Source organism: Arthrobacter sp. UYCu712 (assembly GCF_040547005.1).
Classification (GTDB): Bacteria; Actinomycetota; Actinomycetes; order Actinomycetales; family Micrococcaceae; genus Arthrobacter.
Map to the genome: position 1 here is coordinate 282,543 of NZ_JBEPOZ010000004.1, position 11,656 is coordinate 294,198.

The window sequence follows — 11,656 nt, forward strand, 5'->3', positions numbered from 1 at the left end:
GAGCTGCACGCTGCGCCTCAGGCCAGCGCGGATTCCGGTTGGGCGGAGGCGGCATTTCGTTCCGGGGCGTCCGCCGCCCGGGTGTCGCTTAGCTTCGTGAACAGCCCCGTTTCCACCGTGAGTCCGGGCCCGAAAGCCATCGAACAGATCCGCCCGTCGCCGTCCTCCGGCGGAAGGTCCAGGATGTGCTTGAGCACAAACAGCACCGTCGCGCTGCTCATGTTCCCGAAGTTCCGGAGCGTCTCCCGGGCCGGGACGAGTTGTTCATCGCTGAGGTCCAGCCGGGACTGCACCTTGTCCAGGATGCTGCGGCCGCCGGGGTGGATGGCCCAGTGCCTGATGTCCCGGTAGGGGAGTCCGAGCAGGGAAGCCTCCCGGGACAGGAGCGGTTCCAGGGCGCCGATGATGTGGTCGTCGATGATGTGCGGAACGTAGTTGCCAAGGACCATTTCAAAGCCTTCGTCGCCGATGTTCCAGGCCATGGATTCCTCGCCGACTGGTGTCAGGACGGTCTCGAAGTGGTCCAGCTGCAGCAGTGCCGGTTCGCCCGGGATGTCCCGCGCGCTGACAATTGCCGCAGCCGCCCCGTCGGCGAAGAGGGCCGAACCCATGATGGTGTCCGGATCGTTGGATGTGCGGACGTGGAGCGAACAAAGTTCCGCGCAGACCACCAGCACCACGGCCTCCGGGTCGGCCTCGCAGAAGGATTTGGCGGCCCGCAGCGCGGGAAACGCGGCATAGCATCCCATGAATCCGAGGTGGTACCGCTGCACGGCGGGGTTCAGCCCCAGGGCGCGGACAATCTTGTAGTCCGGGCCGGGATTGAAGAAGCCGGTGCAGGAAACCGTGATGAGATGAGTTATGTCAAGTAGATCGATTCCGGGGCAGGCGTCCAGGGCTTTCCGGGCCGCCTCGATGAAGAGCTTTGTGGCCTCGGTGGCGAAGATTTCGTTCCGGACCTTGGTGCTGGGGCTCAGCAGCAGGCCTGTTGTGGAGTCGAAGAAACGCGGATTTTCCGCCTGGTTGTCCCTGGTGAGTTCCTCGACAGCTGTGTATCGGGTGTCGATGGCTGCCGAGTCAAAACACGTGCTGACGAGCCTGGTGCCGAGCCTGGTCAGCCCGGGCTGGGCCGCAAAGACGTCACGGGCCTCGGTTTGGATCAGGACAGTTGGCGGGACAGCAGTTTCCAGGGACCTCAGGTAGACCGTCATGGTTCATTCTCAGCGAGTCCGGCGGATAAGACAATGCACTGACCGGGACAAACGCCCGGAGGATCCTTGTGGGAGCAGCGTAAACCGCGGTGGTTTCCGGACCCCTGCCGGCCACTCTCCCATAACGCCGATAATCAACATTATGTAAAGTAGCAGGAAGCCGACCCACCAGCAGGCCGGCCGATCACCTGCTTGACGACCGGCTCAACACCCTTACGCTGGACTTCTCTGCGCTACAGCAGTCCGGCTCGGGTCTTGACTTCGTGATTGGCTGCCCGGGCAAGGAATCCTGCTCCGACCAGCCCGCCGGTAAGCGCTTTGACGCCGATACGGAAAGTTCCGTCTTTGTCTTCCCCGGCGTCCGGGCTGGCCACGTCATGGTTTATGAGGAGGGCACGCAAACCGTCGTCGCTGAATCGACGGTGGACGCCGTCCCGTGGGACCCGCCCGGGAAGCCAAACAAATGTCCGGTACCGGCACGAGCCACCCTGAAGCTGTAGATTCCACGCGGCAGCGCAAGAGCCGGATTGAGATCAGAGTGCCCGGCCTGGAGCGCCACTCCCCCGCCGGCATTCCGCGCAGGTGGTTCGGGTCGAATCGACGCCGCTACCGGCCCAGGTGCGCGTCCTTGACCTCGGAAGGCGTTGCGCCCTGGACAACCCAGCGGTTTCCATCCGGGTCACCGAAGAAGGCAAACTGTACCCCGCCCATGTCCTGGATCTCGCTGATTTCGGCGCCCCGGCTCAGGAGTTCGGCGCGGGCCGCGCTGATATTGGATACGACTAACTGCAGCCCCTCGAGGCTGCCGGGTGTCATGCGCGTCATTCCCGTGCCAATCACGATCGAAGCAGCCGAACCTGGCGGGGTCAGCTGCACGACCCTCATCCCGGGGATGTACTCAACGTCGTGGTCGAGGACAAAGCCCAGCTTCTCCGTATAGAACGACTTTGACGCGTCGACATCGGCCACCGGCACTTGCACGACTTCAAGATGCATTTCCATGCGCCCCACAGTACCTCCCTGCAACCAGGAAGCAACGACTCTTTGCGCAGCTGATCGGCAGCCGTTGAAATCCAGGGGGGGCGCCGCGCCGCCGTTTCCACTCAACGGCGAAGCTCCGGTCAAATAGCGGTTGACCGGAGCTTCGGACCATTATGCGTCGCCGAACCTTGGGGTTTGCTGGGAAGGCCACTCCCCCGGCCGGCCACTCGATGCCGGCCTAGTCACTTTGGGCATGGCCGTGCGTCGCCGGAGTACCCAAGTAACCTGTGCCCTCCTGCTTCGGGGCGTCCAGTCCTGTGGAGTCAACGAGCTCCAGCAGCCGTCTCACCGCGGGATTCGCTGTTTGTTCGTTCCAGGCTAGTTCCAGGTCCACCCGGTTGAGCTCCTGGATCCCGTGGCTGCCGCTTATCTCGTGAAACTCCACACCAGGGGGCGACGACGCCATGGCCGAAGCGGGGACCAAGAAGAACGCCATCGACTGGGGCTCGCGCCCCTGGGGAACCAACTCGTTCGCCCGCAAACCCACCGGCATCATCGGCGCCTCGCCCGGGAGCATCGGCACGGCCGTCATGCAGTCCTCCATGCGCGCCGTGCTGAGTTTCCTCGACGCCCCGGAAGCCTACGTGAAGTTCAACCCCGACGCCTTCGACGCCGACGGCGAGGTCAAAGACGAGTCCACCGCAGCCTTCCTCCGCCACTTCATGGAGGAATACGGCGCGTTCGTCGAGCGGGTTCTCGCGGCCAACGCACCTGGCCACATCGGCGACCCGCACCCGGACGCGCAGAAACTGTCCCGCTAAGGGGGCCGGTGCGGAACACATCGATCAGGATCGGAGAAGCGGCCAGGGAGACAACGGCATAAGGTCAACAGCACGGCCTACCCACCTCACCGAAGGATCTGCCATGACCTCCATCGAATCCGTCACCCTCGAAGTACCGGACACCACTCCCGCCACCGCCTTCTACGCCGCCGCCTTCGGGTTGGGTACGCAGGTGCGCGTGCGGGCCTCGGATGCCCCGACGACCGGGTTCCGCGGGTTCACGCTGTCGCTCATAGTGTCGCAGCCGTCCACGGTCAGCAGCCTGATCGACAGCGCCGTGGAGGCCGGAGCCACGACGCTCAAGCCGGTCCAGAAGTCGATGTGGGGCTACGGCGGCGTCGTGCAAGCTCCGGATGGCGCGATCTGGAAGGTCGCGACGTCGGCGAAGAAGGATACCGGTCCGTCCACCCGGCAGGTCGACCAGATCGTGCTCCTGGTGGCGGCCGCCGACGTCGCTGCGAGCAAACGGTTCTACGTCGACCACGGACTCGCCGTCGGGAAGAGCTTTGGCAAGTACGTCGAGTTCGCCATGCCGTCGAGTCCCATCAGGCTGGGGCTCTACGGCCGCCGCGCCCTCGCCAAGGATGCGGGCGTCTCCCCCGACGGCACCGGAGCGCATCGACTCGCGATTGGCAGCGACGCCGGCCCGTTCACCGACCCGGACGGGTTTGCGTGGGAGGCCGCATCCGGGTGAGCCCCCGTGACTCACGCCTTCCGCGATCCCACGGAAATCCAGATCAAATCAACGAACTGCCACTGAGTCCGGTTGGAGGTACACCTAGCTGCCGACCAGGGCGGACAACAGTTCCGCTTCCTCAGCGCGGGAAAGCCCCGCTCGTCGCGGCCTGTCGATGCCTTCGCCTTCCTCCCACTTCATAGACGTCGCTCAGCGTTTCCGCCAGCGGACGGTGCTTCAGTCCGGCGGCTTTGGCCCGTTCGTTGGAGCGCGCATTCATCCCCTGCCAGCCCGGATCGCTCAGCCAGAGGGGAAGTGTCTTCGGGCCCGAGCATTCGCCTACGCCGTGCGCGTGAGGCCAGTGCGCATCGGCACTCACCAACGGCCCCTCGTGACCGGCTGCTGTGCGCGCGGCAGCAAGATGGTCACTGAAGGGCCAGGTCTCCCCCATCGCGTTGCAGACGCCGCTGCGCTGCCTCACACAGCAGTCGATCAACCATGAGGCCAGATCTCTCGCATCGATGACCTGGGTGGGCAGCTGTGGCGCGTCGGGTATCAGCACGGACCCGTCATCTGCAGCGGGATGGGCGAAGCACAACGGCCAGTGCCCGGTCCGCCCGAAAGTGTCGCCGGGACCCCCGATCAGCCCGACGCGCGCAATCAGGCAGCGTTCGGGCCCGATTGCCTGAAGAACAGCTTGTTCGCACGCCACCTTCGCTGGTCCGTAGGACTCCATCGTCTCCGTAACATCCGACTCCGGCGGCACCAGCAGCGGGGCATTCTCGTCCTGGCTCAGCGGTCCTTGATCGGCATAGGCACTTCAGGATGAAATGAAGACGTAGCAACCGGCGCTGCCCAATCACGAACAGCGCGTTTCACCTGTCCCGGTTGACGTGACACTCACGCACGGCAGGCAAACGCCGCGAGCGATTTCCCCGCCGAGGCGCACGAAGCGTTGAAGCACCTCCGGTCAGTGGCGATGCGCATTGACCGCACCATTGAGGGGCTGATGTAGGGATGATCCCAAACAGACCAAGAACGCACACAGTGATCCCCACTTGGTAGCAGGCGACGCTGCGATCATGGCATGGTTCGACGACGGTGTCGTGGACCCTGACGATGCGCTTGCTATTGCCAAGCATCTTGACCAGCCGCGCAGGGCATATGGCGTATTGGTTCAGATCAAGGACATGCAGTGGGACGTCCGCGTGGACCTCGACGGCGCCCAGGCCATGGTTGCCGCTCAGGGCCATGTGACCATGCAAAGCATCCAGGCCCTCTATGTGATCATGAAACGTGCCAACGACTTCATGAACGGCCTCGCGCTGGAAATCGAGGTGACACGCGCCAAAGTCGACCCGGACGCCCTGGAGCAGCTGCACGCCTGCTCGCAGTCCCATCACCTGCCCGCGAAAATTGATCCGTTCCAAGCCGACTGCGCGCTCAGCATCCTGGCGCCCGGCGATGCCTGCACCACCGCCGGGATGGTGGGTCTGGCAGCCTGAGCCGTCCCACGCCGAACGCCTAGCACAACCAGCCAGCCGCCGACCGGATCCTCCAGAAGACGGTCACGGACGAAGCCGTAAGCAGTACGGGGAGATGAAACATGGATTCAGAAGCGATCAACGGACTGGAAACTCAAACCCGCAAAGATTCGTCAGCGCTGCCGGCCGACAACGCGAAAGAGCCGCAGGAGTCCCCGGGGGCTGACGCCCCCCACACCAGGATCAGACCTCCTGTCACGTTCCGGCGCTGCGACTGGCCATAACCCCGGCCGGTAGGCGGTTGCCCCGGGTTTCCCGTTCCGAACGCACAACCAGGGCCCCGCGCGGGCCCCAAGGGCTGCGTCCCGCCTGGGCAACACCCGCCAGAATCAGGCTGCCATCAGCGCCTCACTCCCCTGGTTATGGCAGTTTGGGTGGGGACCGGTTTTGCAGTCTGAGTTGAGCGCAAGCGGATGTCGCTGCTCACCACTTTCCGCGAAATGCAAGAGGCGCGAACGTCGACGTCAGCCCGTCGTATCTATAACAACGGTCTGCTGGTTGCAGCCGGAGGTGGGTCTTTGCCCTCCTGCTGCCAACGAGGTGTTTTTGGGCGATCTTCGCCTTGTTTTGTGTTCTGGAGGCAACGCTAGGCGGCCGGAGGCGTAACGCAGCTGTCAGGAACGGTGAGGGGGAACAGTTTGATGTTCCCTTCGGGCCCGCCCAGTTTTCCACCAGCGGGACGGTAACGTGCGCTTGAGGGTTCCGCCATTGAGTGCCGGAGTTTGGAAATGCTGTCCCGAATCCGGCTTTTTACTGTGGGCAGCGGCACGTTCAGGATGTTCGCCACTTCGGGATATGTCAGGCCTTCAAAGAAGGCAAGATTGATTGCGGCGTGCTGGAGTGCGGATAGTGAGAGCAAATGGCGGTTGACGTCCTCGGCCTCAAAGATTCTGGTCGCCGCCTCTGCCACGACATCGTGGTCGGTGATGTGGCTCGCCGATGCAAAACGTGCTAGGCGATTCCGGTGGGATTGTTCGGCTCTGACGTGGTCCACGGCACGGCGCCTGGCGATGGTCAGCAGCCAGGCCATCGGGGCCCCGCGCGCCGGATCGAACCGGTCGGCCGTGTTCCACACCTGCATGTATACCTCCTGGGACGTGTCCTCGCTGAGCTCCCTGGACACGAGGACGGCCAGGATCGTTGCGTACACTTCTTTGCGGGTGTGGGCGAAGAATTCCGCAAAGGCGTCATTGTCGTGCTTTGCGATGCGGCCCAGGAGCCCGGAAAGGGACTGCATGTCCCGGTGGTGAGGCAGTTCCTCAATTTCGTAGCATGGCACTACTGACGGTTCGGGTACGGGTGGCACTGGCATGGACGGCCCTTCAAGGTCGGAGTGCATCATGACGACGGGTACGTGCCGGCAACGCGCGTTCGGGCACCCGGTCAGGAGGTTCCGGGCCTCGGTGAGGTCAGCGGGGCGCCGCCTCCGTGATCTGCGATGAGGCAGACGGCCATGCGTTTGGCCCAAATGGCTGCTTCCTTGTCTCCCTCGACCGCTGAGATGATGGAGCCCTTCGTCAGGATGTGGCAGGACCGGGCAAAACGGTCCGGTTCGTCAAGGCCCGCTTCCGCGGCGAGAGTCCGCATGAAGTCCCGCACCTGGGCCAGATAGCCGGCTGCGGCCTTCCCCAATGGATGGGAGGCGCCCATTTCCAGCATGGTGTTCATGAATGAACAGGCCTCGAAGTCGTCCCGGCGGAACCACCCGTCCAGTACATCGAAAATGGCCAGCAACTGGGCTGTGGGATTGTCGGCCCTCCTCCTGGACTCGGAGATGATCTGCTCGACAGTCCAGACCTGATGGCAGCGTTCCAAGAAGGCCAGGACAAGATCGTCCTTGGAGGCGAAGTGCCCGTAGAACGTCGCCTTGGCAACCCCGGCCCGCGATATCAGCTCCGCGATGCCGACATCGCGGATGCCACGCTGGGCGAACAACTCATAGGCAGCGGCCATGATCCGCTCCCGCGCCCCCACAGGACCTGGCTGCGCGGCTGTTTTGTCGGTCGGGTCGACTAAAAGGCTCTGAGAGTGTTCCATCAGAAGCAGACACTACACGTAAACCAGACAGACCGGTCGGTACGGTCCCTTTTCAGGGAGGTAAGTTGCCCTGAGCGTCGTGCCGAGCAATTAAATTAGGCCCCGCCCCACGGGATTACTGCCGCCCACACAAGAGTTTCTCCAGCTGTGGAACGCATGCTTGCACCCAGTCCTGCGCAGGATTTTTGGCGGGGTGGCAGCAGCATCCAGTCGGGGTGCTATTTCACGGTGAGGGTGCCGTGCATGTTGCCGTGGAAGGTGCAGTGGTACGGGGCCAGCCCGTTCAGCGCCCTCCAACTGCCGGGATCGGACTTGTCCAGGAAAAACGAGCCAACCATGACATTCCTTAATACGATGCTGCACGTTAAAACACGGCACTGCGCCTTTATATGTATCGCACCGACGGCCGGTGCAGCATCCTGGTTCCGCCGCCAGCTAGTTCACGATCGGCGGGACTGCAATGATCCTTTCAACAACACGGACTCGGGGCAACGGCGCTACCCGTTGCTGCTGAGCCAATTCCGGGCGGCGTCAAGATCAGTTGGCTCGATGCCGTGCCCTCCGGGGCGCAGTACCTGCTCCACAGTGGCTCCCTGGCGGTTGAGTTCGGCCATGAGCTCGGTGACGCCGCCGAGCGGGGCCATGGGGTCCGTATCACCGTTGAGGGCAAGGATTCGGCTGCCCGTCAGGGCTGTGGTGCCGGTGCGCTCCCCCAGCGGATACATCCCGGAGAACGCGATCACCCGGTCCAGGACCTCTGGATGAAGCATGGCCGTGGCGAGGGCGATATTGGCGCCGTTGGAGAAACCGACCGCGATAATCTTCCGGCCCCCGAGGCCGTAGTGGTTCCGGGCGGCATCGATGAAGCCGGCCAGTTCCCGGGAACGGTCGATGACGTCGTCGACGTCGAAGATTCCTTCGGCGTGCCCCGAGAGAGGGTCCGCGACGCCATCAGACTGTCAGCTACGCATTGGGTACCGTCAGCTCCGGGTAGAGCGTCTCCACGGGTGCACTGAGTGCAGCCTTCACGCCGGCGGTGGTGGCGTCGGCGATAACCTCGTATGCGCCCGCCTCGACCGCTGTTTACACGGCCTGGACAAGGTCAGCGGGAATCATCTTGGGCCCGCCGGCGTGGGCGGCCATTGCGGTGTCGACGTAGCCCATGTGCACGCCGACCACGTGAACGCCCTGCGGTGCCAGCTCAAGCCGGAAGGAGTTGGTCGCCGACCACAGCGCCGCCTTGGACGCGCTGTAGACCCCGCCGAACGCGTACCAGCTCGCCACGGAGTGCACGTCAACCAGGACTGAGTTCGGCGCCGCCGCGAGTATCGGGGCGAACGCGCGCGCGAGGAACACGGGCCCGAAAAAGTTCGTCTCCATGTTCTGTCGGAGGTCGGCCTCGGTGATGTCCAGCAGGCTCGAGCTGGGTGGGTTCGCGCCGGCGTTGTTGATCAGTACCGTCACATCCGATGCGGCATCGGCCGCGGATTGGATGGAGACGGGGTCCGTGACATCCAGGGTCAGTGGGACGATGCGGTCGTCGTCCCAGGTCTTGGGGGTGCGGGCGGTGGCATAGACCTTGGCTGCTCCGCGAGCGAGGGCATCGTGCACGAAGTGCGTGCCGGTGCCGCCGATCGCGCCGGTCACAAGGACGACGGCGCCGGTGAGTGAGGGCATGAGTTTTCACTTTCTCTTCTGGTGGTCCGCACGCTCCGGTGCGGACCATGACAGGGCGGGGAGGGAATCAGACGTGGGCGAGGGTGGGGTAGTCGGTGTAACCGGCGGCGTCCCCGCCGTACACGGTGCGCAGGTCGACCTCGTTCAGCTGCGCATTCGCACGCAGCCGGTCAACGACGTCCGGGTTGGCCAGCGCGAAGCGGCCAAGCGGTGCGATGCCGGCCAGGTCGGCGTCGATGTCGTCCGCGATCTGCTCGCGGGTGCGCCCGTACCGAAGGACGAGCACCGCGGTCGGCCAGGCCTCGCGGAACGAGCGCAGCAGCTCATCGTCGCCGACGTGGTGCACGTGCAAGTACGCCAGGTTCAAGCGCGGGACGTGTTTGCCCCTCAGCGCGGGGAGATGACGTCGAGCCCGGCGAGGTATTCCTCGGCGTCGAAGCCCGGTATTAGCGCGGATTGGACGATGAAGCCCTGGCAAGCCCCCAGCATGACCGCTGCGTACTTGTCCACCCGGCCCGAAGCCTCCGTGGGCGTGAGCCCCCGGGAGTGGGTGTACCAGATGGTGAGGTAGTCGGCGAAGAACTTCTTGAGCCCGGTGACCGTTCCGGCCGTTAAGCGGCCCAGGCCGGGGTCGGTCATCGCCTCGGCCCAGACTTGGATGAGAAGACCGAGGTCGACGATGTCCTCACGAATGCCCCGCAGGAATGTCCTCAGCACCTCGTGGGGTTCCGGCAACGGATCGGAGGAGCGGACCGCGTCCATCTCGCCCAGAAGGCGGTCCAGGATTTCACGGACAGACGCCTCGATGAGTTCGTCCTTGCTCTTGAAATGACCGTAGATGGCACCGGCCGACAGCCCGGACTCGGCAATGATGTCCGCCATCGAGGTTCCCTGGAACCCCTTTCGGCCAAAGCACCGCCGTGCCGCCCCGGCGATCTCCAGACGGCGGGCCTGGCGGTAAGCGTCGGTCACTCTTGGCATGCGTCCACCTCAAAAAGAATGGTTGTTTTTGACAGGATCCCCTTCAGCCACCCACTATAAAGAACAATCATTCGTTTTACTAGCAGGGAGACACCCATGTCGATCGTTCCCGCGGCCGTGCCGCACACCAAGTGGTCGCGCGTCGTCCTTATCGCCATCGCGGCAGCGTCCATCGTCGGGGTGGTGCTGCTTGCCTTCACCTGGGCGGGCATCACGTCCTCGGCGAAGAACATCCCGCTGGCCGTCACCGGCCCGGACGCGCAGGTCCAGACACTGGAAAAGGCGTTGGAAGACAAGGCCGGCGGAACCTTCGCGATCACCACGGTGGACAGCAGGGACGCCGCCACGGCACTCATCCGCTCCCGGGACGCCTACGCTGCGGTGGTGCTGGGACAGGCCCCCGAGGTGCTCACCGCCTCCGCGAACGGCACCGCGGTGAGCCAGATCCTCACCGGCGTCGCCCAGCAGCTCCAGGCCCAAATCAACCAGGCCGCGGCGGCCGCGACCGAGCCTGCGACCGCCGCCGGTCAGCCGGCGCCGGTTGCCCCGAAGGTCACCGTGACCGACGTCGTCCCGCTGGCCGCGTCAGATGCGAAGGGCACCGGCCTGGCGCTGGCGGCCTTCCCGTTGGCCTTTGGCGGCATGATCGGCGGCATCCTCGTCTCGCTGCTGGTGGTGGGTAGCTGGCGCCGGCTGGGCGCCCTGGCGCTCTACTCGATCCTGGCGGGCGGAATCTTTGTGCTGGTGATGCAGGGGCTCTATGGCGTGCTGCAGGGTGACGTCGTGCTCAACGGGCTGGGCGCCGCGCTGGCGCTGCTGGGGACCGGTTCCTTCATCGTCGGCCTCAACGCCCTGATCGGAACCGCAGGAATCCCGGTAGGAGCCGTGACGACCATGCTGATCGCGAACCCGATCTCTGCTGCCACCGCACCCATGCAGTTCCTGCCCGAACCGTGGGGCGCCATTGGCCAATGGTTTGTCCCTGGCGCCTCGACCACTCTGCTGCGGGACCTGTCCTATTTTCCCGACGCCAACGCGCTGTTCCCCTGGCTTATCCTGGCCGGATGGACCGTCATCGGGATCATGTTCACCATGATCGGACACTTCCGCAACCAGGAGGTCATTCACGTAGAGGGCTCCCTCGACGCCGAACCCGTGCCGGCCACGGCAACAACACGCTCCTAACGGCGGGACGGACCCGGTCAGCGCAGGCGCAAGCCGGAGCAGGGGCGCAATAAGTTGAGGAAGGGGATGGGTGAAGGTCACGGTCTTGGGGCGAGTGGTAGGTGACTGTCATCTTCCGAAGTCGTCTCCACTGACACACTTGCTTGATCACTCGACGGAGAGTCCGTTGACAACAGCCGACCGCAACTCTAGCGGAAGCCCCATGTGCTACCAGCACCTCACCGCCCTCGGAAGCTCTTTGGCAGCGGGCCCCGGCATCGAACCGCTGATCGACAGACGCGCAATGCGCTCACGGGCCAACTACACCCACCTGCTCGCACAGACGCTCGGGGCCGAGCTGACCGACCTCACCCTCTCCGGCGCCATCACCTCCACGATCGTGGATTGAGCTGCTGCGGGGATTTCGGACAGCGGATTGAGTGGATTCTTCTACGCTGCCAGGGCTGGCTGTTGATAACCAGAGTGGACTTCGTTGGGCCGCCGGTAACCGGGCGCGGAGTGGCGGCGCCGGCTGTTGTAAAG

Annotated in this window: 15 protein-coding genes and 1 pseudogene; 6 read left to right on the forward strand and 10 right to left on the reverse strand. The window is 64.3% G+C overall.

Annotated features, from left to right (window positions below; translation table 11 throughout):
• Positions 1–17: 17 nt before the first annotated feature.
• From ABIB51_RS06620 to ABIB51_RS06630, 3 genes are all read right to left on the reverse strand, one after another.
• Positions 18–1,211, reverse strand: a complete 1,194-nt coding sequence (locus tag ABIB51_RS06620) for a type III polyketide synthase (protein ID WP_354186655.1) — start codon at positions 1,209–1,211, stop codon at positions 18–20.
• A gap of 233 nt (positions 1,212–1,444) precedes the next feature.
• On the reverse strand, positions 1,445–1,585 hold the full coding sequence (locus tag ABIB51_RS06625) for a hypothetical protein (RefSeq protein ID WP_354186657.1): 141 nt from the start codon (positions 1,583–1,585) through the stop codon (positions 1,445–1,447).
• 232 nt (positions 1,586–1,817) lie between these two features.
• The gene (locus tag ABIB51_RS06630) at positions 1,818–2,213 is read right to left on the reverse strand and encodes a VOC family protein (protein WP_354186659.1); all 396 of its coding nucleotides are present in this window, start codon (positions 2,211–2,213) and stop codon (positions 1,818–1,820) included.
• A 455-nt stretch (positions 2,214–2,668) separates the two neighbouring features.
• Here ABIB51_RS06630 and ABIB51_RS06635 point away from each other — a divergent pair.
• Positions 2,669–3,013, forward strand: a pseudogene (locus tag ABIB51_RS06635) (NADPH-dependent FMN reductase); the annotation flags it as partial.
• 103 nt (positions 3,014–3,116) lie between these two features.
• The gene (locus tag ABIB51_RS06640) at positions 3,117–3,728 is read left to right on the forward strand and encodes a VOC family protein (RefSeq protein ID WP_354186661.1); all 612 of its coding nucleotides are present in this window, start codon (positions 3,117–3,119) and stop codon (positions 3,726–3,728) included.
• A 121-nt stretch (positions 3,729–3,849) separates the two neighbouring features.
• Here the strand turns inward: ABIB51_RS06640 and ABIB51_RS06645 are convergent, their stop codons facing one another.
• Complete coding sequence (locus ABIB51_RS06645) at positions 3,850–4,446, reverse strand: Rossmann-fold NAD(P)-binding domain-containing protein (RefSeq protein WP_354186663.1); 597 nt, start codon at positions 4,444–4,446, stop codon at positions 3,850–3,852.
• Positions 4,447–4,792: 346 nt separating this feature from the next.
• Between ABIB51_RS06645 and ABIB51_RS06655 the strand changes: the two genes are divergently transcribed.
• A complete protein-coding gene (locus tag ABIB51_RS06655) occupies positions 4,793–5,215 on the forward strand; it encodes a hypothetical protein (protein ID WP_502916080.1) in 423 nt (140 codons plus the stop codon).
• Between the two features lie 625 nt (positions 5,216–5,840).
• On the opposite strand, the gene ABIB51_RS06660 is transcribed toward ABIB51_RS06655, so the two are convergent.
• From ABIB51_RS06660 to ABIB51_RS06670, 3 genes are all read right to left on the reverse strand, one after another.
• A complete protein-coding gene (locus tag ABIB51_RS06660) occupies positions 5,841–6,596 on the reverse strand; it encodes a sigma-70 family RNA polymerase sigma factor (RefSeq protein WP_354186665.1) in 756 nt (251 codons plus the stop codon).
• 41 nt (positions 6,597–6,637) lie between these two features.
• A complete protein-coding gene (locus ABIB51_RS06665) occupies positions 6,638–7,207 on the reverse strand; it encodes a TetR/AcrR family transcriptional regulator (RefSeq protein ID WP_354186667.1) in 570 nt (189 codons plus the stop codon).
• A 581-nt stretch (positions 7,208–7,788) separates the two neighbouring features.
• Positions 7,789–8,166 (reverse strand): alpha/beta hydrolase, encoded by a 378-nt coding sequence (locus tag ABIB51_RS06670; protein WP_354186709.1) that lies wholly within the window; start codon positions 8,164–8,166, stop codon positions 7,789–7,791.
• Here ABIB51_RS06670 and ABIB51_RS06675 point away from each other — a divergent pair.
• Complete coding sequence (locus tag ABIB51_RS06675) at positions 8,053–8,307, forward strand: hypothetical protein (protein ID WP_354186669.1); 255 nt, start codon at positions 8,053–8,055, stop codon at positions 8,305–8,307. The two genes, ABIB51_RS06670 and ABIB51_RS06675, sit on opposite strands and share 114 nt — an antisense overlap.
• A 67-nt stretch (positions 8,308–8,374) precedes the next feature.
• Here ABIB51_RS06675 and ABIB51_RS06680 read toward each other — a convergent pair whose 3' ends face one another.
• The 3 genes from ABIB51_RS06680 to ABIB51_RS06690 all read right to left on the reverse strand — a co-directional run bounded on the left by ABIB51_RS06680 (position 8,375) and on the right by ABIB51_RS06690 (position 9,949).
• Positions 8,375–8,968: an SDR family oxidoreductase gene (locus tag ABIB51_RS06680; protein WP_354186671.1), complete on the reverse strand. Its 594-nt coding sequence runs from the start codon at positions 8,966–8,968 to the stop codon at positions 8,375–8,377.
• 67 nt (positions 8,969–9,035) lie between these two features.
• On the reverse strand, positions 9,036–9,335 hold the full coding sequence (locus tag ABIB51_RS06685) for a beta/alpha barrel domain-containing protein (protein WP_354186673.1): 300 nt from the start codon (positions 9,333–9,335) through the stop codon (positions 9,036–9,038).
• A gap of 20 nt (positions 9,336–9,355) precedes the next feature.
• Positions 9,356–9,949 carry a TetR/AcrR family transcriptional regulator gene (locus ABIB51_RS06690; RefSeq protein WP_354186675.1) on the reverse strand — a complete coding sequence of 198 codons (594 nt, stop codon included), beginning with the start codon at positions 9,947–9,949 and terminating at the stop codon, positions 9,356–9,358.
• Positions 9,950–10,045: 96 nt separating this feature from the next.
• On the opposite strand from ABIB51_RS06690, the gene ABIB51_RS06695 reads away from it, so the two are divergent.
• Together ABIB51_RS06695 and ABIB51_RS06700 are read left to right on the forward strand one after the other, a co-directional pair.
• Positions 10,046–11,134, forward strand: coding sequence for an ABC transporter permease (locus ABIB51_RS06695; protein ID WP_354186677.1), 1,089 nt, complete (start codon positions 10,046–10,048; stop codon positions 11,132–11,134).
• Positions 11,135–11,336: 202 nt separating this feature from the next.
• Complete coding sequence (locus ABIB51_RS06700; protein WP_354186679.1) at positions 11,337–11,522, forward strand: SGNH/GDSL hydrolase family protein; 186 nt, start codon at positions 11,337–11,339, stop codon at positions 11,520–11,522.
• The last annotated feature ends 134 nt before the right edge of the window (positions 11,523–11,656 follow it).

Coding starts and splice junctions, on each gene's coding strand:
- ABIB51_RS06620 (WP_354186655.1), bottom strand. CDS start 1,211: ATGACGGTCTACCTGAGGTCCCTGGAAACTGCTGTCCCGCCAACTGTC.
- ABIB51_RS06630 (WP_354186659.1), bottom strand. CDS start 2,213: ATGGAAATGCATCTTGAAGTCGTGCAAGTGCCGGTGGCCGATGTCGAC.
- ABIB51_RS06640 (WP_354186661.1), top strand. CDS start 3,117: ATGACCTCCATCGAATCCGTCACCCTCGAAGTACCGGACACCACTCCC.
- ABIB51_RS06645 (WP_354186663.1), bottom strand. CDS start 4,446: ATGGAGTCCTACGGACCAGCGAAGGTGGCGTGCGAACAAGCTGTTCTT.
- ABIB51_RS06655 (WP_502916080.1), top strand. CDS start 4,793: ATGGCATGGTTCGACGACGGTGTCGTGGACCCTGACGATGCGCTTGCT.
- ABIB51_RS06660 (WP_354186665.1), bottom strand. CDS start 6,596: ATGATGCACTCCGACCTTGAAGGGCCGTCCATGCCAGTGCCACCCGTA.
- ABIB51_RS06665 (WP_354186667.1), bottom strand. CDS start 7,207: ATGGCCGCTGCCTATGAGTTGTTCGCCCAGCGTGGCATCCGCGATGTC.
- ABIB51_RS06675 (WP_354186669.1), top strand. CDS start 8,053: ATGAAGCATGGCCGTGGCGAGGGCGATATTGGCGCCGTTGGAGAAACC.
- ABIB51_RS06680 (WP_354186671.1), bottom strand. CDS start 8,968: ATGCCCTCACTCACCGGCGCCGTCGTCCTTGTGACCGGCGCGATCGGC.
- ABIB51_RS06690 (WP_354186675.1), bottom strand. CDS start 9,949: ATGCCAAGAGTGACCGACGCTTACCGCCAGGCCCGCCGTCTGGAGATC.
- ABIB51_RS06695 (WP_354186677.1), top strand. CDS start 10,046: ATGTCGATCGTTCCCGCGGCCGTGCCGCACACCAAGTGGTCGCGCGTC.
- ABIB51_RS06700 (WP_354186679.1), top strand. CDS start 11,337: ATGTGCTACCAGCACCTCACCGCCCTCGGAAGCTCTTTGGCAGCGGGC.